The 25,533-nt window shown below is 46.6% G+C and carries 22 protein-coding genes; 11 read left to right on the top strand and 11 right to left on the bottom strand.

Translation table 11 applies throughout. The features are described from left to right. Positions 1 to 82 precede the first annotated feature (82 nt). Both B3157_RS07710 and B3157_RS07715 read right to left on the bottom strand, forming a co-directional pair. A complete protein-coding gene (locus tag B3157_RS07710) occupies positions 83 to 442 on the bottom strand; it encodes a hypothetical protein (RefSeq protein WP_214059982.1) in 360 nt (119 codons plus the stop codon). A gap of 140 nt (positions 443 to 582) precedes the next feature. Then, positions 583 to 1,611 (bottom strand): potassium channel family protein, encoded by a 1,029-nt coding sequence (locus B3157_RS07715; protein WP_099830709.1) that lies wholly within the window; start codon positions 1,609 to 1,611, stop codon positions 583 to 585. An 86-nt stretch (positions 1,612 to 1,697) separates the two neighbouring features. Here B3157_RS07715 and B3157_RS07720 point away from each other — a divergent pair, with 86 nt between their 5' ends. The 4 genes from B3157_RS07720 (at position 1,698) to B3157_RS07735 (ending at position 8,214) form a co-directional block, all read left to right on the top strand. Beyond that, on the top strand, positions 1,698 to 3,656 hold the full coding sequence (locus tag B3157_RS07720; protein ID WP_099830710.1) for an ATP-dependent helicase: 1,959 nt from the start codon (positions 1,698 to 1,700) through the stop codon (positions 3,654 to 3,656). 43 nt (positions 3,657 to 3,699) lie between these two features. After that, a complete protein-coding gene (locus B3157_RS07725) occupies positions 3,700 to 5,847 on the top strand; it encodes a sodium-translocating pyrophosphatase (protein ID WP_099830711.1) in 2,148 nt (715 codons plus the stop codon). Positions 5,848 to 5,939: 92 nt separating this feature from the next. After that, entirely contained in the window at positions 5,940 to 7,103 is a 1,164-nt protein-coding gene (locus B3157_RS07730; protein ID WP_292589941.1) for an MFS transporter, read from the top strand. Next, a complete protein-coding gene (locus tag B3157_RS07735) occupies positions 7,096 to 8,214 on the top strand; it encodes an FAD-dependent monooxygenase (protein ID WP_292589943.1) in 1,119 nt (372 codons plus the stop codon). Before B3157_RS07730 ends, B3157_RS07735 begins: the two co-directional genes overlap by 8 nt. Here B3157_RS07735 and B3157_RS07740 read toward each other — a convergent pair. The 7 genes from B3157_RS07740 to B3157_RS07770 all read right to left on the bottom strand — a co-directional run bounded on the left by B3157_RS07740 (position 8,200) and on the right by B3157_RS07770 (position 15,820). After that, entirely contained in the window at positions 8,200 to 8,922 is a 723-nt protein-coding gene (locus B3157_RS07740) for an ABC transporter ATP-binding protein (protein ID WP_292589945.1), read from the bottom strand. The genes B3157_RS07735 and B3157_RS07740 overlap by 15 nt on opposite strands. Continuing rightward, positions 8,901 to 9,914 carry an ABC transporter permease gene (locus B3157_RS07745; protein ID WP_214078684.1) on the bottom strand — a complete coding sequence of 338 codons (1,014 nt, stop codon included), beginning with the start codon at positions 9,912 to 9,914 and terminating at the stop codon, positions 8,901 to 8,903. The genes B3157_RS07740 and B3157_RS07745 overlap by 22 nt, the downstream gene beginning before the upstream one ends. 4 nt (positions 9,915 to 9,918) lie before the next feature. Next, on the bottom strand, positions 9,919 to 10,890 hold the full coding sequence (locus B3157_RS07750) for an ABC transporter substrate-binding protein (protein ID WP_214060697.1): 972 nt from the start codon (positions 10,888 to 10,890) through the stop codon (positions 9,919 to 9,921). Between the two features lie 254 nt (positions 10,891 to 11,144). Then, entirely contained in the window at positions 11,145 to 12,083 is a 939-nt protein-coding gene (locus tag B3157_RS07755; RefSeq protein ID WP_214078682.1) for an ABC transporter permease, read from the bottom strand. Further along, the gene (locus tag B3157_RS07760; RefSeq protein WP_292589948.1) at positions 12,076 to 13,191 is read right to left on the bottom strand and encodes an ABC transporter permease; all 1,116 of its coding nucleotides are present in this window, start codon (positions 13,189 to 13,191) and stop codon (positions 12,076 to 12,078) included. The genes B3157_RS07755 and B3157_RS07760 overlap by 8 nt, the downstream gene beginning before the upstream one ends. Further along, positions 13,188 to 14,714, bottom strand: a complete 1,527-nt coding sequence (locus B3157_RS07765) for an ABC transporter ATP-binding protein (protein ID WP_214060694.1) — start codon at positions 14,712 to 14,714, stop codon at positions 13,188 to 13,190. The genes B3157_RS07760 and B3157_RS07765 overlap by 4 nt, the downstream gene beginning before the upstream one ends. 53 nt (positions 14,715 to 14,767) lie before the next feature. Next, positions 14,768 to 15,820: a BMP family ABC transporter substrate-binding protein gene (locus tag B3157_RS07770; RefSeq protein ID WP_292589951.1), complete on the bottom strand. Its 1,053-nt coding sequence runs from the start codon at positions 15,818 to 15,820 to the stop codon at positions 14,768 to 14,770. Between the two features lie 249 nt (positions 15,821 to 16,069). On the opposite strand from B3157_RS07770, the gene B3157_RS07775 reads away from it, so the two are divergent. Together B3157_RS07775 and B3157_RS07780 are read left to right on the top strand one after the other, a co-directional pair. Beyond that, complete coding sequence (locus B3157_RS07775; protein ID WP_214060745.1) at positions 16,070 to 16,555, top strand: ferritin; 486 nt, start codon at positions 16,070 to 16,072, stop codon at positions 16,553 to 16,555. A gap of 78 nt (positions 16,556 to 16,633) precedes the next feature. After that, positions 16,634 to 18,418 carry a 5'-nucleotidase C-terminal domain-containing protein gene (locus tag B3157_RS07780; RefSeq protein ID WP_214078679.1) on the top strand — a complete coding sequence of 595 codons (1,785 nt, stop codon included), beginning with the start codon at positions 16,634 to 16,636 and terminating at the stop codon, positions 18,416 to 18,418. A gap of 101 nt (positions 18,419 to 18,519) precedes the next feature. Here B3157_RS07780 and B3157_RS07785 read toward each other — a convergent pair whose 3' ends face one another. Together B3157_RS07785 and B3157_RS07790 are read right to left on the bottom strand one after the other, a co-directional pair. Further along, a complete protein-coding gene (locus B3157_RS07785; protein ID WP_292589954.1) occupies positions 18,520 to 18,777 on the bottom strand; it encodes a hypothetical protein in 258 nt (85 codons plus the stop codon). A gap of 12 nt (positions 18,778 to 18,789) precedes the next feature. Then, positions 18,790 to 19,281, bottom strand: coding sequence for a proline iminopeptidase-family hydrolase (locus B3157_RS07790; protein WP_292589956.1), 492 nt, complete (start codon positions 19,279 to 19,281; stop codon positions 18,790 to 18,792). Between the two features lie 490 nt (positions 19,282 to 19,771). Between B3157_RS07790 and B3157_RS07795 the strand changes: the two genes are divergently transcribed. The 5 genes from B3157_RS07795 (at position 19,772) to B3157_RS07815 (ending at position 25,213) form a co-directional block, all read left to right on the top strand. Then, positions 19,772 to 20,779 (top strand): sugar ABC transporter substrate-binding protein, encoded by a 1,008-nt coding sequence (locus tag B3157_RS07795; RefSeq protein WP_214060527.1) that lies wholly within the window; start codon positions 19,772 to 19,774, stop codon positions 20,777 to 20,779. Positions 20,780 to 20,860: 81 nt separating this feature from the next. Next, the gene (locus tag B3157_RS07800) at positions 20,861 to 22,351 is read left to right on the top strand and encodes a sugar ABC transporter ATP-binding protein (RefSeq protein ID WP_214060526.1); all 1,491 of its coding nucleotides are present in this window, start codon (positions 20,861 to 20,863) and stop codon (positions 22,349 to 22,351) included. A 15-nt stretch (positions 22,352 to 22,366) separates the two neighbouring features. Continuing rightward, entirely contained in the window at positions 22,367 to 23,398 is a 1,032-nt protein-coding gene (locus tag B3157_RS07805; RefSeq protein ID WP_292589958.1) for an ABC transporter permease, read from the top strand. Next, positions 23,395 to 24,327 carry a sugar phosphate isomerase/epimerase family protein gene (locus tag B3157_RS07810; RefSeq protein WP_292589960.1) on the top strand — a complete coding sequence of 311 codons (933 nt, stop codon included), beginning with the start codon at positions 23,395 to 23,397 and terminating at the stop codon, positions 24,325 to 24,327. The genes B3157_RS07805 and B3157_RS07810 overlap by 4 nt, the downstream gene beginning before the upstream one ends. A 16-nt stretch (positions 24,328 to 24,343) precedes the next feature. Next, positions 24,344 to 25,213: a sugar phosphate isomerase/epimerase family protein gene (locus B3157_RS07815; RefSeq protein WP_292589961.1), complete on the top strand. Its 870-nt coding sequence runs from the start codon at positions 24,344 to 24,346 to the stop codon at positions 25,211 to 25,213. Positions 25,214 to 25,533: the final 320 nt, after the last annotated feature.

Consider the following 25,533-nt stretch of genomic DNA (forward strand, 5'->3'; position numbering starts at 1 on the left):
TCGACAACGCTCTTTCTCGGTTGATCTCATCGGTGAACGGGTCCATGCTTTTGGACAGCTGAAGGAGGATTGATCAGCAAGATCACTTCTTCTCAATCTTGAAGACCCACTGCGAATAGGTCCCGGATTCGACGATTAGCGAGTGGCCTACCCCGGTAGGAATCAGCAGTGAATCGCCTATTTGGAGAATGTGTTCTTCTTCGACAATCATTTCTTCACTCCTGAACTCGCCATCGGAGATTTCTTTTATGTCACCGTTGAGCACTCCAGTTTTGACCTTCGCAGTTCCCGAAATCACTACATATAGGTCATGCTGATACTTGTGAGCCTCGGGTCTTCCTGAGAACGGGGAGTTGATCTCTACTGCCTTCGCAGAGAATCCCGCTATTCCCGGTGCGAAGTCTATGCCTTTTGCCGAATATTGTACCGCTTTGTCTGCCATTCCGATTCCTCCTATTTTGAATTGCTCTAATGACTGAAAATGATTTCATCTTATAAGAGATAGGAGATCTCTATAAGCCGGGCGCTTTTCATAAGGCGCCATTGATTCCTTGAGATCTATCACATTGGCTCACTGAGCAATCAGCCCTCTAGATCGCCCTTCAGGAAACTTTGGAGCTTAAGTACTTGCTCATGCCCTCCGAGGACCATAAGGCTGTCACCGGGCTTAACTACTGTCGAAGCACTTGGATTGAACTTGCTAACTCCGCCCGTAACTGTTGCAATTATAATCAAGCCTATCTTCTGTGGTATTCTAAGCGCTTCCAATGTCTGCCCTTTTTCGGGGAAGCTTTCCGGCACTCTGACTTCTTCAAAACGCAACTGCAGTGAACCTGATTGCGAGATACTATCCAGAAAGCCAGTGATCGTTGGGTTTAGCATCATTGCAACCATTCTGTGCGCTCCAATCTCCTGGATGGGAATTACTTTGTCTGCTCCCGCATAACTCAACTTGTTGATGTTCTCACCATGGGTTACCTTGGAAATTATCTTCATGTTTTTGTTCATTCCTCTAGCCGTTAGAACTACGAAGATGTTGTCTACGTCGTCCGGAAGACATGCGAGCAAACCTTGTGCCTTGTCAACGCCTGCGCTTTTCAAGGTCTCTTCCTCTGTGGCATCTCCGGAGATGAATATTAGCTTTCCTCCCTCTTTCTTAGTCAGATCACGGAGCCTTTCTTCTCTCTTCTCAACAATCACCACGTCATAGTTTCTCTTAGATATCTCATTTGCAATTGTTGATCCCAGGTCGCCAGCTCCGATTACAATAAAATGGTTTTCCAGTTTTTGTATTGTTTTCAATATCCTTCTCCTCCTGATAAGCTTATTGACTCTTCCTTCTACAAGAAAAGCCGTTATGTTTGAAACTGCGTAAACAACGATGGTGATGCTCGCAAGTATAATTATACTGGTGAACACCTTCCCGGCTTCAGTCAGGTCAGTAGGGGTGCTGTAACCAACTGTTGAGATCGTGATCATTACCATGAAAAAGGAATCGATAGGATGGTATCCTTCGATTATTGAGTATCCAAAGATTCCTATCAGAAACACACAGAGCAACAGCAAGAGAGAGACAACTATCTGCTTCATTCCACCGCTTTCTTCATTCATTGTTACCTCCAGGGTATCGAAAGAGTCTCAGTGAAGCGATTTCATCGTTATGGTAAAATCTTAGCAGAAGGGGGCCGCTGTGGTCGATGAAGAAATATACTCTCAAAAGTTCAGAGATTCCCGAATTTCTTAGCGAAGGACTAGACGAGGAACAGCTGAAAGCTGTCGTCCAATCAAACGGCCGTTCACTGATAGTGGCGGGGCCGGGTTCAGGAAAGACCCGTGTGATTACGTATAAGATCGCGCATCTAGTATCGAATTCGGTGAGCCCGCAGAATATTCTTCTCGTCACATTCACAAGGGCCGCTTCCAGAGAGATGATCGATAGGGCCAGGCGAACCAGCGGATCAAGCCTCCAGGGAATGCTTTCAGGAACATTCCACCACGTGTGCAACTACTTCTTGAGAAAATACTCGAAGGCAGCCGAGTTGAAAGAGAATTTCACTATCCTTGACAGAGAGGATTCGAAAGATCTCATTAAGCATTGTAGGGCGGAGTTGCTTGAAGAAAGAGAAGGTATCAACAGTTCGACTCTACCTTCAGCAGGAGTTCTTCAAAGCATCTATTCTTATTCGGTAAACGTGCTTTCGTCTTTGAGAGAGTCGATTGCGAGGCAGAATCGGAAGTTTCTCGGTTCATATGACGAGATTGAAGAGATCTGGAAGAGGTATGTTCAAGAAAAGACACTTCAGAACTGTGTTGACTATGACGATCTGCTGTTGAAGGCTCTCAAGATGTTCAATGAAAATCCCGTGATTCTTCGAAAAGAGGCCGAGCGCTTCAGATGGGTTCTTGTTGACGAGTTTCAGGATACCAATGTTTTGCAGTTCAGGCTCGTCGAAATGTTGTCTTCCATTCACGGAAACCTGATAGTTGTCGGAGACGATGCCCAGTCGATATATTCATTCAGGGGAGCAAGGTTCGAAAACGTCTATGATTTTCTTGCTACCAAAGATGCAAAGATCTTTAAGATTCAGACTAATTACCGATCAACCCCACAGATTGTCGATTTAGTTAACTCCATTGTTCCCGAAGACTCCATTGAAAAGCAACTTCGGGCGGTTAGAATGAACGGACCGATTCCGGTCGTTGCAGAGACCTGGGACAATCTGGAAGAAGCTTCTTTTGTCGCTCAGAAGATCCAGGAACACGTAGACGATGGTATAAACCCCGATAAGATAGCCGTTCTATACCGTTCACACTATCATTCTCTCGAGCTCCAGATGGAGATGGACAAGAGAAAGATGAATTTCACCCTTTACTCGGGTCCCAGATTCACCGAAACCGCTCACGTTAAAGATATACTTGCAATACTGAAGGTTATCGAAAACCCGCTGGATCAAATATCCTGGGGAAGAACTTTGAGGCTGTTTCCCGGTGTAGGAAGCGCAACGTCTCTTAGAATAATTCAGGGAATAACCGCAGCAGTTAATGACGGTCACAAACCGGTTGATGTAATTGGGTCGCATGTAAGCAACAGGGTGAAACTTGACAAGTTGGCTGCCCTTTTCAGTGATCTCGATGAAAAAGAACCTCCTTCGGAGATTGTAAGGCGTTTTTATGAGGTTTTCTACGGTGCCTATCTAGATGACAAATTCCCGGACGCGAGAGAAAGAAGGATGGATGTTGAGAGGCTTATTGAGATTGCCGGTCGCTACAGGTCGATTTCCGATCTTCTTGAGGATCTTGCCGTTAGCGAGAAGATCGATATTGAACGGGAGTCTGCTGAAAAACAACCGGCGGTTGTGCTTTCAACTGTGCATCAGGCGAAGGGGTTGGAGTGGGACGTAGTTTTCATTTTGGCCGTGAATCCGGGTGATCTGCCGAATTCAATGGCGATACTAGAAGGTTCTCTGAGCGAAGAAGAAAGAATTTTTTATGTGGCCGTTACAAGAGCAAAGGATTACCTTTACATTCTCAAACAGAAGGGTGGTAGATCAAGGCCTATGATAGGAAACAGATACGTCTTCAGAAGCGGACATGATTTCGTGGAAAAGTTGCCTAAAGACTGTTTCGAGCGTTGGGATGTAAGTTGGGATTTCTAAGTCAAATGTGTTCCAATAAAGTAGCAACTAGGAGGGAGAACGAATGAACTCATTGTACTTTCCACTTGTAGCAGGGATTATCTCAACCGTTTTTGCCTTCATTATGTTGCGAAAGACTCTGAGCTTTTCGCAAGGTAATGATAGGATGAAAGAGCTTTCTAAGTATGTTCAGGAAGGTGCCTCTGCATTCCTTGAAGAAGAAGCAAGAAAGATATTCCTTGTGGCTATTGTACTGGCCGCAGTTCTAGGGATTATCTTCCAGTCGTTCAAGTATCCAGTTGTGCTGCTCTTTGGCGCGCTCGTCTCTGAGCTGGCCGGAGTTATTGGGATGTACGCTGCAACAAGAGCAAATGCGAGAGTTGCAGCGGGAGCGGAGCATGGTCTAGCGAACGCTTTCAAAGTTGCCTTCTCAAGCGGGTCTGTTATGGGGCTTGCTGTGGCCGGTTTCTCACTTACCGGTCTGGCACTTGTTATGCTTGTTTTCAAGAGCTCGTTTGTTTTTGAGAACATCACGGATATCTCCAGAGCTTTCGGCAGGATATCCTATATTGATGGAATCATGATCATTAGCTCTTACTCTCTAGGAGCCAGTCTCATAGCTTTGTTCGATAGGGTCGGCGGAGGAATGTATACGAAAGCCGCCGACATGAGTGCCGATCTCGTGGGGAAAATCGAAGAGCAGATAGAAGAAGACGATCCAAGAAATCCGGCTACCATTGCCGATAACGTTGGAGACAACGTGGGAGATGTCGCCGGTCTCGGTGCGGATATTCTTGAGTCTTATGTTGCTTCGATAGTCTCAGCGATCGTTCTGGCGATCTTCATGAAGTTCGCGGATCACGGGACGATGACCGAAGCACAGTATTACGGCCTGATAATCTTGCCTGTTCTAATAGCCGCCGCGGGCGTACTATCCTCTTTGATAGGCGTGCTTGTGGTCGCGAATATGAAGACCAAAGATGCTCAGAAGAGCTTGAGCTTTGGAAACCTCTTTACAGGGGCTCTTGTTCTGGGCTCCGTGGCCATAGTGATTGGAGTAGCGGCGCCGGACTATGCCTTTAAGGACAGCTTCATCATCAATCCTGAGTTTGTTTCCAGATGGAGACTCTTTTTTGCAATAGCAGCCGGACTCATCGCGGGAATAATCATTTCGAAGCTGAGTGAATACTATACATCGGATGAATATAAGCCGACTAGAAAGCTTGCAAAGGATACCCAGAGCGGAGTGGCCATAAATATCACTGGCGGTCTTGCTCTTGGAATGGGAAGTACCATTTGGCCGGTAATAACACTTGCAATTGCAATTCTTGCCGCTTACTGGTCTGCAGGAGTTTACGGAATAGCTATCGCAGCCCTTGGGATGCTTTCTTTTGTTGGATACATCGTCTCTGTCGACTCTTATGGTCCTGTTGCAGACAACGCAGGTGGAATAGCTCAGATGGCCAAACTCGATCCTAAGGTAAGAAAGCTCACCGACAGGCTCGACTCTGTCGGAAATACGACAGCGGCAATCGGAAAGGGATTCGCCATTGGTTCAGCGGCTTTTGCCGCCCTTGCCCTCATAGTATCGTATATTTGGGGTACGGCGGGAACTGCCGACGAGATTGTGAACAATCCGGTGATCAACCTGGTTGAGCCATACACTCTAATTGGGATTTTGATTGGAGGTATGTTGCCCTTCTTCTTCACATCTCTATTGATCAAGGGTGTGGCCGATACCGCAAACCTTATGATTGTTGAGATCAGGAGACAGTTCAAAGAAATTCCTGGCATCAGAACGGGCGAGGCGGTGCCTGACTATAAGAGATGCATTGAGATAACAACCAAAGGTGCCGTAAGCAGAATGCTTACCCCAGGAATAGTTGCAATCGCTTCTCCATTCATTGTCGGCTTTCTCTTTGGCCGATCTGCCGTGGCAGGGCTGTTGATGGGAGGACTCTCAAGCGCTATCATGATCGCAATATTTAGCGCAAACGCCGGCGGAGCCTGGGACAACGCAAAGAAGTACATTGAAACGGGAGAGTTCGGCGGAAAAGGTACTCCAACACACGAAGCGGCTGTCGTTGGCGATACGGTGGGAGATCCTCTCAAGGATACAGTTGGCCCGTCGATGGATATTCTTATCAAGCTGATGTCTGTTGTTTCTCTGGTGTTTGGTTCACTCTTCCCGGTAACTCCGTTCTTCATGTGAAGAAAAAACCTCAAAAGCGCAGCTTACGGGCTGCGCTTTTTTTGAGTTTCCCTTTAGTTCAAACAATCCGTTCATCGTGATAGAATTCTCTCATGGACACGAAGAAAGCTTTCAGCCTTATTTCGTCATGTGGTTTTTTTCTCTTTGGATTTACATCGATAATACTGGGTAGTGCGCTGCCGGCAATCGAGAAGAGTTTTGGGATTGATCATCAGATAGCAGGAGTACTTCTTTCACTTCCTACTCTTGCTTTCATGTTGTCGGCGGTATTTGTGAGCGCTTTTTCGAACAAGTTCGGTCCATTCAAGTTGCTTGCCGGCGGGATAGTAATCATTACAGGTGGCTTGACAGTTCTCTCGATCGGGAGGTCATTCTGGCTGCTGCTTCTGGGGAGTATGGCTCTAAGCTTCGGAACAGGAACGATGGAGACGTCGATTGGAATTGGCGTTTCCGGAATGAACTACAGAAAACCGGGCGGAGCATTGAATCTGATGCACTCGCTATTTGCGCTAGGTTCGATCATATCGCCATTGATTGTTGCAGCTTTTCTTGTTGATTATAATTCTTGGTGGAAGCCATTCTTCGTTGCTCTTTTCGGTGGCGCATTTCTTGTAGCTTTTGCTCCGTTACTCTTCAGAATTCCTTTTGTCGGCAGTAATCAGAAGGCAACCCACTTCAAGAAGGAAGTGTTCTCCAAGAAGGTCTTCTGGCTAATACTCGCCGGAGTGCTCCTGTATGTAGGTTATGAAATTGGTTTTACGTCGTGGCTTTCAAGTTTTGTTTTTGAGACGAAGGGCATTGAGATGAGATATGCCAGTGTCTTTCCCGCACTGCTCTGGACGGGGATATTCATTGGTAGATTGCTTGCAGGCTTTTTCGTTGATCGACTGGGTTACGAGTTATCGCTCTTGTTTATGGTGAGCATTGCATTTGTCTCCTTTGGAGCAGCATTACTGCTTAGTTCTCCAGTTACTGTCGGTATTGCCGTGGTCTTCGCCGGGTTTGGTTTTTCGGGAACATTCCCTACGCTTCAGGCGATTCTCATATCCACCATGAAAGACGGGATAGGTTTTGCCATTGGGATGTTTACTGTTGCTGCTTCAATAGGTGGAGCTATCTCCAATTTCTTCGTCGGTTTTCTCGGGCATCAATTCGGCATGATGGCAGGCGTTCTCTTCATCATGTTTCTAATCTTCCTCGAGATCGTTGTGGTGCTACTCATCATTAGACTCAAGGCGGTGGTAAAGGATGCATAGCAAGGTTGTTGTCATTGGAGCTGGTCCTGCGGGCTTGGCCGCATCAAGAGTTTTGCTGAGAGAGGGCGTTGATTTCGTCCTTGTGGACTCCCGGACTTTTCCGAGGGAAAAGGGTTGTGGTGGCGGGCTGACGCCAAGAGCACTGAAAGTCCTTAGGCAGGTATTTCCGGATGTGGAGATCCAGGGTTTTGAAACCCGCGAGTTATCGGTCAATGCTCTGTCGGAAGGAAGTTTCAAATACATAGTGTCCTTGGTTTCGAAGAGGCCTACCTTTAATAAGGTCGATAGGAAGGAGTTTGACCAGTCCCTTCTGCAATCTATTCTAGAGAGAGACGGACGGCTCGTTGTCTCGAGAGTGCGAGAAGTCAAGAGAGTCAAAGAAGCCTTTGTGATAATGACAGACGGCAGAGAGTTGAGTTCGGATTACGTGATAATCTCCGCAGGTGTTTTCGGGGCAAAGTTAGTCGGTCAGGAACCTCCTTGTTACAGTGTCATATATCACGGATACAGCTCTCCAACGGGTAATGCCTCCATAACGTTTGTCCCCAACGGTTATCTTTGGAGTTTTCCTGGCGAGTCGTATGATTCAGTAGGCGGGGGAATTTATCCTGATTGTGAAAATGTCTCTTCCTATGAAGAAATGAGCACACTGATTAAGAGAGTCTTTGATGTGGAAATTGAACTTTCGGGAACTCCTATTCCTACATTCGACAGTGAGGTAGTGCTGAAACTGAACAACCTGGAAAGAGGTCTGTTATTTGCGGGCGATAGCGCAGGTCTTATCGATAACTGGATAGGTGCCGGGATTGACTTTGCACTTGATTCAGGAAGGCAGGCGGCCCTATCTATTGTTGAAGATGGTTACAAGGGAAAGACCGCAAACGAAAGATACCTGGAAAGGCTTTTCCCTATCGCGAGGCATCTGCAGATCGCAGACGCCTTCAGGAAGAGGTTCAACGCGAATCTTGATGAGAAACTAGATCTTCTTAAGGGAAAAACGGCTGGTAAACTGTTGATCAATTATTTGAGCGGTTATGTGAAAGGTCCGTACTGGCTCACCTTGAAGAGTCTCTTCACAGGTGGAGTCGAGAGCCGCTCAACACATAACTGAAGTCGCTCTGGACATTATCTCTCTTATTCCATCGTTTGCAACTTCACCATCGATCAATCTCATCAACCTTTCTCCGTAAGAGCTGGCGATTTCCATGTTGTGAGTTATCATGATTATAGTTATTTCGTACTCTCTGTTGATTCTGGCTGTCAGTTCCATTACTCTTGAGGCGCTATCTGGATCAAGCGCAGCCGTGTGTTCGTCAAGAAGCAGCAGCCTGGGCTTCGACAAGATGGCCATTACCATAGCCAGAGACTGTTTTTGCCCTCCGGAGAGCTCTCCCGCTTTCGTTCTCATCCTGTCTTCCAGTCCAAGCCCGAGATCCCTAAGAAGAGTTATCGCCTCTTCTTTGACAGAACTGAACCTGAATGGCCTGTTGCCTTTCTTCGATGCAATTATCAGGTTCTCGGCTATTGTAAGAGCCGGAAATATTCCCGTATTTGGGTCTTGATAGACTCTTCCGATGAACTCAGCAAGTCTGTGAGGCTTCATGCAATTCATCGTCTTATCGTCGATTATATATAAACCCGATGTGGGCTGAACCTCACCAAGAATTACTTTCAGAAGTGTTGACTTGCCTGCTCCATTGGGTCCGACTATGGTGACAAATTGCCCTTCGGGGATTGACAGACTCACATTTCTTAGGGCAACTCTTTCGTTTTCCATCCCCTCATTGTATACGACCGTCAGATCTTTGAATTCGACCATAACCTCTTCACCTCCTGTTTAACCTTTCGTTTTCCTCCGCTAGTAGAAAGCTGCCTCAATCCAATTACAGTAATAATAAAGACTGCTGTGAGTAGTTTCATATCGCTTGCAAGAAAACCGATTCTGTACCCATATCTCATTGCCAGAGAGAGAAGCGTCTGATAAATAACACCTCCCACTATCGGTGAGAGAAGACCATAGAAGAGCTTAACTCTTCCCAGAAGTATCTCGCCCATTATTACCGATGCCAGTCCAGTTACGACCATTCCCTGACCGATTGTGGCATCAGAGAAACCGCTGTAGAGCGCGAATAGACCGCCGCTCAGCCCGATAATGCAGTTCGCAACGGTAAGCCCCGCAATAGCGAGAAGATTCTGAGAGATACCGAAAGAAACCACCCCCGAGGGATTACTTCCAAAAGCTCTTAGGGTCATCCCAGGATCAGATTTCAGCACAATCGAAAGAACTACAACCACAGCAGAAATTATGAGAACTATGAGCAATAAGTCGGATCCGTCGAGATCGTTGTTGAAGATGTTCTTTGCAACAACAGTAGTCTTTGTTGTGCGTTTTTCAGTATTGATCTCGAGCTCTCCAAAAAGGCCATCAAGACCAGTTCCGCCGCTCATCTCTTCAAAACTTTGAGTGCTCCTTTCAGGAACGACTCGAGGAACAGGGAGATTGGGCCCGCCCATTACCCTGAGATTTACTGAGTAAAGCATTGTCATGACTAAAATTCCGGCTAATAGAACGTTGATCTTGAGCTTTCTATGAATTGTTCCGGTTATGCTGCCAGCAAGAGCACCTGTGGCGGCCGCAAGCATTATCGCCAACCAGGCAGGAAATCCGGAAACCAGAGCCCTTACCGCAACCGCTGCTCCCAGGGCAAAGGATCCATCTGTCGTAAGGTCAGGAAGATCAACTATTCTGAAAGATATATAAACTCCCAGGGCCATAAGGCCTATTATCAATCCCTGTTCCAGAATCGCCATAGACTTACCTTTCCGTCTCTACACCATTAGTTACAACGATGTTTGCGAGATCAAGAACAGACTGTGGTATCTCAATACCGATTTCTTCTGCAATGTCAGTGTTTACGAAAAGGATTAATGAATCCTGACCAAGGATCTTTGTTTCGAGTTCTGAAGGGGAAGCGCCCTTCAGTATTTGGACGACCAGTTCTCCAGTAGCTCTTCCTATTTGGTAGTAATTGAATCCGAAACCGATTAACCCGCCCGATCTTGCGATGTCAATGTCAGCCGCGACTATCGCTATCTTCTCTCTTAGAGCGACTTTGGAAATCGACTGGATGCTCGAGGCTGCGGTGTTGTCGGTACCGATGTAGATAGCATCAACGTCTTTGATCTGAGCGTTAAGAGAGGTGACCATTTCAACTGTTGTGGAACCGGTAATATCGACTAACCTCATTCCCAGAGCGTCACAAGCCTCTTTCGCAAATTCTCTTATCGTTACAGAGTTTGCCTCTCCTGAATTGTAGATAATCCCTATCGTCTCAACTTGTGGCAGAGTCAGTTTGAGAAGCTGGAGCTGAGTCTTGACTGGCGTCATATCGCTGATCCCAACTACATTTCCCGGGTTTTTGCCAAATGAAGGAACTAGACTGGCACTAACTGGGTCGGTGACGGCACTGAAGACTATTGGAATTGTCTTCGAGGCATTCACCAGCGCCTGTGCCGAGGGAGTGGCAATTCCAACCATCACTGCAGGGTTCAGAGAAACAAACTGTTTTGCTATTGTTACTGCGGTTGATACCGATCCCTGGGCGTTCTGAAAATCGATCACGATACTCTCTCCATCCTTGAAACCATTCTCTTCAAGTACATCGATAATTCCGTCTCTAACTGCATCTAGCGCTGGGTGTTCGACGATCGAAGTAATTCCGACTGTCTGCGTTGACAAACCAAGAACTCCAATAAGTAGTAATACACATACAAGAACCCGCTTCATTCTACATCCCTCCTAAAATAAAAAGAGAGGACGCTTCTCAACGTCCTCTCTTTTTATACTCTCTAGTGTATTTTAACTCAAGCACACACCGGAGGAGTCCGAAGAAAGGACGTTCCTCCTAAACCAATAAGCGTATGCAAAACTTATGAATACTGCTCGAGTCATCACTTTGAACCTCCGAAAATCTTTGATAGGAAATTTATACCACAAAACAATGTTACGGATCAACAGTAAAGACGAACGTATTGTTTCCTTTAGGTTCTCTCTTCTCTTGAATATGGTACTCCCAGTGATGCCGGTGCACCAACCTTTCTCTTCAGCGTATCTGTCGAAGTGAAAAAGAGAACGACAATTGTGAGCAAATATGGAAGCATCTTGAGAAAGTCGGGTGAGACGTGAGCTCCTACTGCTTGTAATCTCAATCCAAGGGCAGTTATTCCTCCGAAGAGATATGCACCTATCAAGGCCTTCACAGGATCCCAGGTTGCGAATAGCACAAGAGCTATGGCTATCCACCCCCTGCCGGCCGTCATGTTTTCGATCCACATCGAGTTATAGGCCAACGAGAGATAAGCTCCTCCTATTGCTGTAATTGAACCTCCCAGAATAGTGTAGATGTATCTGACTGCGAATACATTTATACCTTTAGCATCTGCGGCTTCGGGAGATTCGCCTACTGCCCTTAGGGTCAGTCCGGGTCGTGTTTTGTAAATGAAGAACCACATGACGGGAACAAGCAGAAAACTTATGTAGACGAGAAGGTCGTGACTGAAAAGAATCTGGCCCAAATATGGAATATCCGATAATACAGGAATTCTTATAGGCTGAAAACGCTTTGCGATTACCCCGATGTAGTCTCTTCCCCACAAACCGCTTAGACCGGTTCCCAGCATAGTTATGGCGAGTCCGCTGACGATCTGGTTCACTCTGAGAGTTACTGTGAAGAAGGCATGAACAAGGCCGAGAACTGCTCCTGCAAGCATTGCGACGAGTATAGCAAGTAGAAGGTTTGAAGTCTGATATGAGGCGACGAAGCCTCCAATGGCTCCGACCAACATGAGACCCTCTAATCCGAGATTCATTACTCCCGATCTTTCAGTGAAGATCGTGCCGAGAACTGCGAACAGTAGAGGAGTTCCCGCTCTGACTGTAGCGCTGAGTGTCGAGAGAATGAAAGACTCGATATTATTCATTCGTGACTGCCTCCTCTCTCGATACCCTCAATCTATATTTGGCAATAGCCTCTCCTCCGAGAAGGCTGAAGAGTACCAGCCCCTGAAATACCGATATGAGAGCCATCGGCAGCTTATAGAACATCTGAAGCTGATCATTTCCTACGAGTAGCCCTCCGAAGAGAAATGCGACAAGCAGAATTGCAATCGGGTTCAGCTTGGCCAGCCAGGCTACAATGATCGCAGTGTATCCGTATCCTGGAGAGAAGCCGTGTTGCAGTCTGTGTTGCACTCCCATCATTTGTATGGCTCCACCCAAGCCCGCTATCGCTCCGCTAACAACGAGCGCAATGATCGTGTACTTTATTATGCTGATTCCCGAGTATCTGGCAGCTTGAGCATTGTCTCCAACGATTTTTGAGTTCATTCCCCACCTTGTCCTTCTGTACACATAGAAGAGAATGAACGCCAACACGACTGCCAGGAAAAAGCCAATGTGAAATTCGCCGCCGAAGAGAGTCGGAAGTCTTGCCTGCTGAGGAAAAGGGGCCGTCCCGGGGAACCCGTAGCCCTTGGGGTCTTTCCACGGTCCGTATACAAGATAATCTACCCAGAATATTGCGACATAGTTGAGCATGAGAGTTACCACTATCTCGTCGGTCTTTGCAAATGCCTTCATTAATGCAGGGATTAAGGCCCAAATGCCACCCGCTGCCGCTCCTAGAACTGAAATGAGGAGAATCATAAGTACTGGCGAAGTGACATCTTTGAATAAGTAGAGAGCTCCCCAGGTAGCGGCCAATGCTCCCATATAGAGCTGGCCTTCACCTCCTATGTTCCATATCTTCATTCTGTATGCAAATGAAAGGCCGAGCCCAACGAAAGCCAGCGGGACCATCCTCATTAGTGTACTGAATATCCCGTATCTGTTCGCAAAGGGCCAAGTCAACATTTCCCTGTATGCTTCAAACGTCTCTTTGAATGCAAGAGACAAGGTTCCAAGTCGGCCGTAGAAGAAGATCAACAGAATGATTCCCATCAGCAGCAACGCAGCGGCCACTGAGAGTATTGGTACAAGGATAGAGGAGTATCTGGGAACGGCGAGTCTCTTTTCTATTCTCAACTTCACGCGATCTCCTCCTGTTTTGAACCGGCCATCATGAAACCAATTTCCTCTGTATACTTTGGATCAGGAGGTGTGTACCCCATTATCTGACCCTCATACATCACAGCAACTCTATCTGAAAGCCTGAATATCTCGTAGAGTTCCCCGGCTAGAAGCAGGATAGCCGCTCCTCGATCCTTATGAGCAAGAAGGGATTTATAGACAAACTCCATTGCTCCCACGTCTAAACCTCTTGTAGGATGCTCTGCAATGATTACAGTTGGCTTAGTTGACAGCTCTCTCGCGAGTACGAGTTTTTGAAGATTTCCTCCGGAAAGAAATCTTGCCTGAGTCTTGGTCGACGGAGTTGAAATCGAATACTCGCTTACGAGTCGCTCCGTAGCCTTCTGCATTGCACGAAAATCTACGTTGAACGGAGACTGAGGAATGTACTTCGTGTGGGCGTTCTTCATAAACATGTTCTCAGTAATTGACAGCGAGGGACATGTAGCCAGAGCTCTCCTGTCCTGGGGAACAAATGCCACGCCTGCCCGAATTCTTTGAGCGACATCGGTGTGACGAAGAGTCTTGCTGTTCAAGCGAATCGTACCGTGAACAGGTTTTCTAAGGCCATAAATGGCTTCTGCAAGCTCTCTTTGCCCATTACCCGCGACCCCTGCGATGCCTAGTATTTCACCAGAGCGGATGTTCAGACTCAAGCTCTTCACCGCTTCAAGATTCTTGTCATTTTTCACGGTCAAGTCTTCAACTTCCAGAACAGTAGTACCAGGTTCCTTTGTTGATTTCTCGAAGTCCAGCAAAACGTCTCTTCCAACCATCATTCTTACGAGAGATCTTCTATCAATTGAACTTCTCTCTTCAGTTCCAACAACCCTGCCACCTCTCAATACCGTAACCCTGTCGCTTATTTGGAGAACCTCGTCAAGTTTGTGACTTATGAAGATCACTGAAGAGCCTTCACTCACGAGCTTTCTTATTGCTTTGAACAAGACTTCAGTCTCTTGAGGAGTAAGGACTGCCGTTGGCTCGTCAAGAATGATGACTTTCGCGCCGGTATAAAGCAACTTTAGAATCTCGATTCGCTGTTTCTCTCCGACCGAGAGAGTCCAGACCCTTGCCTTTGGATTCACGGGTAGGCCATAGCTTTCTCCCAGATTCTTTATGCTCGATTCAACTGATTTTGTCTTTACAAAAAAGCCCATGTCTTTCAAGCCGAGAACAACATTCTCGGCAACCGTGAAGGAGGGAACTACAGTAAAATGCTGCTGCACCATTCCTATTCCCTGCTTCAGCGCATTATGAGGTGAAGAGATCGACGCCCTGTCTCCCTCAACGAGAATCTCTCCACCATCGGGCTTGTAAATTCCGAAAAGGATATTCATTAAGGTCGTCTTGCCTGCTCCGTTTTCTCCAAGTAGAGCGTGCACTTCTCCCTTTCGGAGATCGAACGAAATGTTATCGTTTGCAAGAATTCCTGGAAAGGCTTTAGTGATGTTTCTCATTTCGAGAACTGAAAGATCAGCCAAGAAATATCACTCCAAAGAAAGAAATTGAGGGGCCAGAAGGCCCCTCAGTGTTTTCACTGTATTTTACCTACAACGTTATTGATAAACCAGTCCATACTGAGAAGATCACTATCCGATGGCCTCTCGCCCTTGCCGTATCTCAGTGTTCCAGACTGGTCATACACCGGTCCGTCAAACGGGTGCATAATACCCTCGATTATCGCCTCTCTCATCGACATCACAAGCTTTGCTACTCCTTGGGGTACTAGGTCGCCAACGAAGATATCGACTACTCCGTCCTTAATACCGCCCCAATACTGCTCATTGGTCCAGGTACCGTCCATAACTCTTCTCACTACGTACTCGTAGAAAGGACCCCAGTTCCATACAGGGGCTGCGAGGAATGCGTTTGGAGCGAAGGCGGTCATGTCGCTGTTGTATCCTATTGAAAGCGCGCCTCTATCTTCTGCCGCCTGCTGTGGGGCAGGAGAGTCTTGATGCTGTGTTATGACATCTGCACCGATATCGAGTAGGGACTCCGCAGCCTCCTTCTCTCTTGCTGGGTCAAACCAAGTATTCGACCAGACCACGTGAACCTTTGCATCCGGATTCACGTACTGAACGCCCATTGCAAAAGCGTTGATTCCTCGAATAACCTCCGGAATCGGGTAGGCAGCAACGTAGCCAATGATGTTGCTCTTGGTCATTGCCCCTGCGATTAGACCGCTAAGGAACCTCGGTTCGTACATCCTTCCGAAATATGTGCCGAGATTGTCAGTGGTCATATAACCCGAACAGTGCATGAAGATTGAGTTGGGGAAAGACTGAGATACTTTTACCATAGGGTCCATGTAGCCAAAACTGGTTCCGAAGATCAAATCATAACCTCTTTGAGCATATCCTTTGAACACCGTTTCGGCTTCTCCACCTTCGGGAACGCTTTCAATAAAATCAGTTACTATCTGATCCCCGAAAACTCTCTCGAGATGAAGCCTACCTTCATTGTGCATGGTGCTCCAACCACCGTCGCCGACCGGTGCTACGTAGACAAAAGCAACTTTCAGTGGTGCCGCCATCAGCGCCGCTGCAATCAGCAGCACTGAGAAAAACAAGAAGATCTTCCTCACTGTTATTACCCCCTTTGTTGAGAAATTGGCCGTCCTTATGTAGAGATTATACATTTATGAGATTGCCATTCCAAATCGAAAGGCTGCAAATAACTAAGAATAGGCTGCTTCGTATAAGTCTATTAGAACAGCTCAGAGAGTGAACTGCTGGTTCCAACTCGTTAAGATACTTTGAGAGTTCTCTTCGCGGTGGTAAAATATCATGAAGGAACTGTTGACGTTTAAACAGAATGGAGAAGGAGGCTAACTATGATAACGGCAAGAATGGAAAAGGAGATCAACGCTCAAATAAAGGCTGAATTCGAGTCTGCGTTTATCTACATGGGAATGGCCGCGTGGGCACACAAGAACGGATACTTCGGTACGGAGAACTTCATGTGGAAGCAGGCCAAAGAGGAAGAAGAACATGCAATGAAACTAGTCAATTACTTACAAGATGTCGATGCAACCGTCGAGATTCCCGGCATTGAGAAACCGACCATTAACTACAAGTCGATTTTAGATGTGTTCGAAAAAGGACTCGAACATGAGAAATACATCACTTCAAGGATCAACAATCTCGTCACGATTTCCGATGAAGAAGGGGATTACGCGACTAACGACTTTCTGCAGTGGTATGTCACTGAACAGGTTGAAGAGGAGAAGACGTTCAGGAACATAGTTAAGAGGCTGAGAATGGTCGGAGACCACGCGAATGGAATCTTCATGATTGATTCGAAGCTCGAAGAGAGATAGAACTCTGCGGGATGCCTGTCATCCCGCTTTCTTTTCTCGCTGCACAATTTGAGGCGTGAGGCTAAAGGAGGGGTTTAGGTGCGAAGGCTCCTTGCTTCGTTTTTCATTATCTCTTCTCTTGTACTTTCATTTGCTTCGGATTTTCATCTTACAATTCTCCATACAAGCGACATACATGGGAACGTTTTTCCTGTCGATTATGTGACGGGTGATTCTTTGGACGCAGGTCTGGCAAGGATCTCTTCTTTCGTCAGTCAAATCAGACATACCAATCCACACACACTTGTTATAGATACAGGTGATCTGATCCAGGGAACGCCGTTTTCGTACTTCTTTGCGAAGATCGACAACTCAGGTATCAATCCTGTTATAAGGGCTATGAACTTGATCGATTTGACATCCTCTACGATAGGAAATTGCGAATTCAGCTACGGCCCACGGACTCTTGAGGACGCGATGGTCTCGGCAGAGTTTCCCTTTCTCTCAGCGAACATTATCTTCGACGACTCTGCTGAATATGTGTTTCAGCCGTATTCGATAATAACTCTTGGAGAACAAGGCGAGAATGTAAGAATTGCGATTCTCGGCCTAACCACAAACCTTATCCCAAGATGGGAGGATCCGGAACATATCGCCGGGCTTGCATTCCTGAATCCTGTGAACGTTGCAGAAGAACTTGTTCCTAAACTCAGAGATGAAGTCGATGTACTTATAGTTGCTTATCACGGAGGCTTTGAAAGAGATCTCACAACGGGAGAACCAACCGAGGAGCTTACGGACGAGAATGTGGGTTTTGAACTTGTAAAGACAATCGAGGGTATTGATGTGCTTCTTACGGGGCATCAACATAGGACTATCGCCGAGATAATAGACGGAGTAGTTGTCTCTCAACCGTCCAGTCTCGGAAGGTTTGTCGGCAAGGTTGACTTGAAGCTGGAGAAAATAGAAGACGGCTGGCAGATCGTTGAAAAGTCGGTCGAGCAGGTGTCTGTGGCTTCATATGATCCTGACGACTATGTCGTTGGAGCTTTGAAGGACTTCGAAACAAGAGTCCAGAAATGGCTTGAAAGACCGGTCGGGTTTTCTATTGGAGATTTCTTCATAGAAGATCCGCTTGAAGCTAAGATGAAGGATAATCCTCTTGCTCAGTTCATAAACAGAGTTCAGATGGAAGCGACCGGTGCAACGATCTCGTGTGCCGCCATTTGTACAGACGAAATTACAGGCTGGAAGACAGGGCCAATAACAATTCGGGATCTTATCTCGATCTACCCCATGTCAAGCACTTTGAAGGTTATTCAGGTATCCGGTTCAGACATCAAAGCCGCCCTGGAAAGGAGCGCAGAATACTTCACTTGTACTGACAACAAGATATCCATCTCAGAAAGTTGGTTGACTCCAAAGCTAACGAGTCAAGATTATGATATGTGGGAAGGAATAGAATACATAATTGCTGTGGATAGACCGGTTGGTGAGAGAGTACTTAGTATCAGGTATCAGGGAAAGCCTGTCGATATGGATGAAAAGTACGAAGTAGTTATGAGCAGCTATCGGGCCGGCGGTGGCGGTGGGTACAGCATGTTTGAGAGAAGACCGGTGGTTAGGGATGTCATGCTCGAGGTCTCCGAAGTGATCATCGATCATGTGCTTGGAAGATTTGTCGTTAGCGCATCCGTAGATAACAACTGGTCGGTGGGGACGGGCTTTATCCATACTATAGGGTGGAACGAAACGTTGAGGTCGATATCCGAAATGTACCGTATCGATACCTCTGAGATTATGAAATACAACCCCGACCTCACAAGAGTTCGGAGTATCCCGGCCGGCACAGAACTGATTATCTACAAACCTGCGATTCCGTAAAACTGAACCTTCCGGCTGTACTACTGCAATCTCAAAAGAGCGGTGACAATTTTGAAGGCTGGTTTCGTTAAGGGTTCTGGTCAGCGCGTGTCAGGAACTGCCTAACTTGCTGGATATATTCGAGCGGCTTTTTCGAGATGGTGTTCATGAGAAGACTCTTCAAAGACTCTCATAATAGCGTTCGGAAACTTCTCTCTGTAGAAAGCGGTTGCCTCGGGTGTCGCCTCGTCGTATTCTCCGCAGGTCAGTAGAACGGGACAGCCGATTTCGCCGAGCCGCGAACTGCAGTCGTAACCCTTCATAACACCGGTTACTGTGAATTCGCTCGGCCCGTACATAATAATTGTATACTTTCTCACCCATGCCTGCGACTACTCATTAATGCATTCGGACCAGGGTTCCATTCTGCAAACGAACTTGCCGTAGAACTCCGATACTGCTTCCTGATAATCTTCTCGGTTGAAGTTGCCGCTTTTCTCTGCTCTGTTAATAGCCTCTTTTGATTCAACTGAAAGCGTTTCCATTAGCCCTCTAGCATCACTTTCGAATCTTGAAATACTCATTGCCGGTCCGGAGAGAACCATGCTTCTGACCGTCTGAGGATATTTCAGAGCGTATTCGCAGGCAAGAATTGTCCCCCAGGACTGCCCTAGCAGGTGAATTTCCGGGTAGGTTAGCTCACTTCTCAAAAGCTCTATCTCCTTGACAAACCGCTCGATTCTCCACAGAGAGGTATCTGGAGGTCTCTCAGATTTCCCGCAACCGAGCTGATCGTAGAATACCACGGGTCTTTCGTCTTCCAGAATCTCGAGTGTCTCCAGATAGTTGTGAGGAACACCGGGGCCGCCATGAATCGTTAGCAAAGGGATGCCTTCAGATCTTTGCCTTTGACTTCATACCATAATCTCCCTCCCGTAACCTTGACAAATCTTTCCATCCTTCTTCCCCCTAAGTTATTGCTCCGGCTTTGAACAAGTGTTATGAGTGAACAAGGCACGAGCCTCACCAGCTAGAATTCAAAGGCTGAATCTCCGCTTCCGTCCGCCTCTTACTTGAAGTGAAGGATCAAGACAGGTATATCACTGTAGAATGAGAGTCTGCCTCTTGGCAGCCCGAAGAAGCAATCAAGAATAATTTATTGCCCAAAGCAAAGAATAACTTATGGCGAACTCATAATTTTTCAGATAAGAAGGATATTTGGCTGTATTCGTCCAATGAAGTCTGTAATCGTCCTTTGTCGAATTACAGCAGACATCAGCGGAATTCTTCAAAAACGCTAGTCATTGATATAATTGCTCTGGGCATTCCCTGATAGTATTTGTCAATTCATTATTCCAAAAAGGAGGTAAAGCTATGAGACATGTCAGGCGTTCGGTAATGCTTCTTCTTCTACTTGCAGTGATTCTTGGAGGAGAAGCGCTTCTTGCAGGACTTACCTATGGTTACGTAACTCCGGGACCCGATACGTGGTACAGAAAGGACGTTGAAGGATTCGAGTATGCGGCAAGTCTCGTCGGGGTAGAAGTTATCGTACTTAACTCCGACTATGATACAGAGAAAGAGATCACGAATATCAACACTCTGGTAAATATGGGTGTTGACGGTATGTGTGTCTTCTCTTTCAATCCTAATGGTGCTTTTATTGCCGCAAGAGAAGCTGCTAAGGCAGGGATACCTCTGGTGGTTACAGACAACGTTGGTCAGGTCCTCCAGTCAGATGACGATATCGTTGCATGCATTGACTTTGACTGGGAGGGAATGGGAGTAAATATCGCCAACTACATCGCAGACAAATATCCTGGTGAAAATATCGCATGCATCATGGGGCTTTTCGAACACGTTCCCGTTCAGATGTTCAGAAACACTTTCGAACCGAAGGTTAAAGAACTGGGAAAGAACGAGATCGTAGCAATCAGAGATGGTCAGTACACTCCGACTGTTGCTGTTGATCAGGCCCAGGATTTGATCGAATCCGGTTACGAATTCTCCAACCTTTTTATCTTCAATGAGGAAATGGCAGCGGCAGTTGTCAGAATGTTGAAGACAAGAGGTTTGTTAAATGACCCGATCAGGGTAATCACAACAAATGGTGCCCCTTACGGAATTGAGCTTATCAAAGAAGGAAGCATCGATTACTCAATTTCTACTTCACCCGGTTGGGAAGGATTCGTATCTTTCCTTGCGCTCCATGCTTACACTCAGGAACTCATAACCGATCTGAATCAGCAGATTCTTCTACCCAACACTCCGATCACTCCCGAAACGATAGATGACAAGACGAAAGTAGTTCCCTGGGATGTCGATCCAGTCTGGATAGATCTGACAAGAGAGTATTTCCCGCAATACAATTCGCTTTACTGATAAAGAATCGAGATTCCAGGGGGGATGAGAGCGGAGCTCTTCGTCCCCCCTTTTAGATAATCTTTTGATAAGGGTGAAGATATGCAGAGAAATCCAATAGTCGAAATGGAGAAAGCCACGAAGATTTACGGAAATCATAGGGCGCTAGATGACGTATCATTTGAGCTTCTTCCGGGAGAGGTCCATTGCCTTGTTGGAGAGAATGGGGCCGGAAAATCTACATTGATCAAGATTCTTTCCGGAGCGATTTCACCCGAGGCGGGGCTGATCAAGATCGATGGCAAAAAAGTTGAGGGCCTAACTCCGCGCCAGTCGATAGAAATGGGTATTTCTACAATCTATCAGGATGCCGAACTGGTAGACTCTCTTACCGTTTCCGATAATGTATATCTCGGCGATGAGTTAACAGGGCGGCTTCCATTTGTTGTTGACACTAAGAGACAGACGGAGAAGGTGAATGAAATCATAGAGACTCTGAAGATGCACCTCCCGACCAGTGTTCTGGTTGAAGAACTTTCAGCCTCTCAGAAGCAGATGCTACAGATTGTCAAAGCTCTTTACAGAGACGCGAAGGTCCTAATAATGGATGAACCGACCAGCTCTCTAGGAATGGACGAAACGAAGGCTCTCATGGATATTGTAAGAAATCTGCGAGATCGCGGTATCGGTATCGTTTACATATCCCATTACCTTGAAGAGATCTTCGAAATAGGAGACAGAGTAACGGTCCTTAAGGATGGGAGGAGTATGGGTACTTTCTCAATTGAAAGCATAACCGTTGAAGAGATCATCAGGAAAATGGTGGGAAGAGATGCCTCTCTGTTCTACAGGAGAAAGAAAGTTGACATTGGCGATGTAGCTCTTGAAGTGAAAAACATAACCAGCTGGGGAGTAGTCGACAATGTCAGTTTCTCAGTAAGGAAGGGGGAGGTTTTCGGAATTGGGGGACTGGTCGGATCGGGGAGAAGTGAACTGGTGAATATTCTCTTTGGAGCGGACAGGGCCGATGAAGGAGAGATAGTTCTAAAGGGTAGGAAATTGAAGATAAAGTCTCCGCAGGATGCTGTCAAACATGGAATCGCTTTGATTACTGAGGATAGAAAGAAACTGGCCATGCTTGGGGGAAGAGATATCGTTGAGAATACGGCTCTTGTGCATAGCGAGAATTTCAAGGGCTTTCTTCTCGATCTCAAGGAAGAAGAAAAACTTACTGATGACATTGTTAACAAGCTCTCTGTTGCAGCACAGGACAAGTCGCAAAAGATCGAAGAGCTTTCCGGAGGAAATCAGCAAAAGGTTATTATCGGTCGCTGGCTGATTGACGATTCGGATGTCTATATATTCGACGAACCGACAAAAGGCGTAGACATCGGAGCAAGAGAGCAGATCTATGAGCTTATAATTGAGCTTGCCGAACGAGGCAAATGCATAATCATGATCTCATCCGATATGCCTGAACTGCTTTCGATGAGTGACCGAATCGGGGTTATGAGAAATGGGCGACTGGTAGAGATTGTAGAGAATAAAGACATTGAAGAAGAAGATATGATAAAGCGTTTCATAGGAGTCTAGAGTTTGCGGGAGGGAATGAAGACAATGAGTAAGGATGGTGCAACGGCTAACGGAAAGAGAACCCTTACTAGAAGAAGCTCCATCTTGAAGAATCAGTGGTTCTATCTCTTGGTTGCTGAAGTTGCTATTGCGGTTATAACCGGATTGGTCAACCCAAGATTCTTTACAACAAGCAACATAATGAACATTCTCGAGCAGATAGCGGTTCTTGGTATTGTGTCTTCCGGGATGACTTTGCTCATCATCTCTGGCGAGATAGACATCTCGGTAGGTGCAAACATCGGCCTTTCTTCAGTGGTCATGGCAATGATGATCAAAGCAGGTTATGGATATGTGTTGGCAATCCTTCTGGGAATTGCTTTGGCAGTCTTCAACAGTCTTCTTGTTGGTATCACCGCTAGAGCTTTCAAAGCGCCTTCATTTATAACTTCGCTCGCCTTCATCAGTGTTTTCCAGGGAGTTGCTCTCGCGATCACCAAGGGAACGTTCCAAACAATCTACGGTCAGTTCGAATTCATAGGTACTTTCAGACTCTGGCAGATCGTTCCACTGAGTTTCCTCATCAGTATTGCCGCATACATAGTTATGCACTTCTTGCTCTCATACACAAAACTTGGCAGACGTACATACGCTGTCGGCAGTAACCAATCGGCAGCTTACCTATCGGGGATTTCTGTGAACAAAGCAAAGCTGACAGCATTTGCACTTAATGGTCTGTTCATTGGAGTAGCATCGATGGTTCTTCTATCAAGAATTGGAGCCGCACAACCATCTACCGGCAGCGGAATTGAACTTAAGGCAATAGGAGCAGTAGTTATTGGAGGAACACCGCTTTCAGGAGGCAAAGGCCGAATAATAGGAACGTTCTTTGGCGTATTGTTAATGGGAATCATCTCAAATTCCCTAAACATGCTCAGAGTAAACCCGTACTTCCAGACCGTAACATTCGGTGTTTTGATCATCGCCTCTCTTGCCGTGAGTGTCCTAAGTTCGTACAGGAAGAAAGAGAAGATAAAGCCGGCAACTGTCAAGGAGGAGAAGTCGTGAAGCCTCAGAATTTCGTTCTGAAAAACCAAACGATAAAGAAGAGATTCGTTGAAGAGAAAAGGCGAAGGCCGGAAAGCTTCGAACGAAGGCTGTCGCTCTCGTGGAGTATCTGGATGTTCGGTACTGAGCCAATAGACGAGTCTCTTGAAAGACTCAGAAGAAACGGATTTGAGTATGTTGAGATAAAGGGAGATACATCTATTCCAAAGGAAGCAATGAAAAAAGCGCTCAAAAACTCGGGGATCAAAGTCTCCGGTGCCTGTGGAATGTTCTCGCCCCAGAGAGATCTTTCAAGTCCTTTGGAAGAGGTTCGGAAGAAAGCACAAGATTATATTCTCGAAGTTTCCAGCTACATCTCCTTTCTTGGAGGGACTTATCTTATTGTTGTCCCTGGCGCCGTTGGAAGACCGGATGCCGTTGACGGGTTAGAGATGGAGAGAAGTGCAGAAGCATTGAGGCAATGCGTTTGCCATTTCAAAGAATCTGGAGTGAAGCCGGTGATTGAACCTATAAGATCTGCAGAGGTGAGTCTGGTTCATACCGTTGATGAGGCACTAGATTACCTGGACATGGTTGATGATCCACTGGTCAACTGCCTCAATGGAGACATATATCACATGCTTAACGGAGAACAGCATGTGGGAGAAGCAATCATTAAGTGCGGTGAAAGGCTCGTAAATCTTCACATAGCCGACAGTAACAGGGATGCTCCGGGTAAGGGGCAAATAGATATCGATACTGCGATCATGGCGGCTTATCTCGTCGGTATGAATCAAAAGGGAAGATTCATAACATTTGAACCTTTGGGTCCATACCCCGATCCCTACGTTCTCTCTACCGGTCCCTGCGATGTATCGGTTATGGACAGGCTGGTAAAGGATTCTGTTGAATACTTCAGAGAACGTGAAGAAATCGTGCGTTCATTATAGCTTAGGAGGAACTGCTGTGAAAATAGGCTTTCATACTGATGCATTTAACTCGGCAGTATTTAGTTTTGAGAAGGCTCTTGAGTGGGCTCATAAAAACGATGTTCACTTTATTGAGCCCGGTATCATTGACGGTGTCTCGTGGATTCACGGTCTTGGATACTTCCCCCACATATCGCTCACGGAGGATCCACTGAAAACGAAGCTCACTATGCAGAAATATGGTGTGCGTTTCTCACAAATCGATTCTGCGTATCCACTCTCGGGGAATGAAGGCTTTTACAACGGTGTACCTTACGTTCTCAAGTCCATCCCCTGGGCCAAACTTGTCGACTGCCCCAATATTGCAACGACCGACGGTTTGAAGAAACCCTCAGGGTTTAGCGATAAAGAGGCCCTTGAACTAATGAAAAGGGCGTATGGTATCATCGTCGAGACTGCAGAGATCTACGAGATAAACATCAACATTGAGGTTCACGGTTACTTCACTACGAACCCCGATCTCCTTGATGAGATGCTTAACTTCGTGAAGAGCGATAGACTCGGTCTGAATTTAGACACAGGGAACAGCTTCATTGCCGGCCAAGATCCGGTGGAATTCTGCAGGAGATTCATTGACAAGGTCAAACATGTCCACATCAAAGATGTTTCGAAAGATCTTGCAGATGCCATGAGGGGAAAAGACACCGGCATAGGAATAAGCCATTCGGCAATAGGTGATGGAGTCAATGCGGATAATATCAGAAAGATAATTGCCATGTTGAGAGACCACGGTTACAGTGGGACTCTTAGCATGGAATGTGAGGGGACCGGTGGACCTCTGATCGAAAAATCTCTTCGATGGTTGAGGAAGACGCTTTCTGAACTGGGAATCGAAGAAGAGAAGTAAAATAATCGCTAGGAACAAGGCGTAAGGCTGCCTTCGACAGGAGGCGAGGCCAGAAAGAACATCCGGGGAAGTGATGCGCCGAAAAGCATCGGCGGAAGTGATGCTCGCTGGCGCGAGGTGACAGGCTTTTCTCTCGCCTTCTCGTGAGCGCAGCGAACGTCTCGACAACACGCTTTCTCGATTGATCTTATCGTAGGACGGGTGAATGATCTGGGACTCATAACGGAGGACTGCTCTTCAAAGCGATCAGCGGGTTCTCCGCTCTTAAGCGCAAAGCGGTTCTTTCCAGCGTGCAGCAGCTCTTTTGCCCGCGAAGCGGA

The sequence above is a fragment of the Mesotoga sp. UBA5557 genome (assembly GCF_002425715.1).
Classification (GTDB): Bacteria; Thermotogota; Thermotogae; order Petrotogales; family Kosmotogaceae; genus Mesotoga.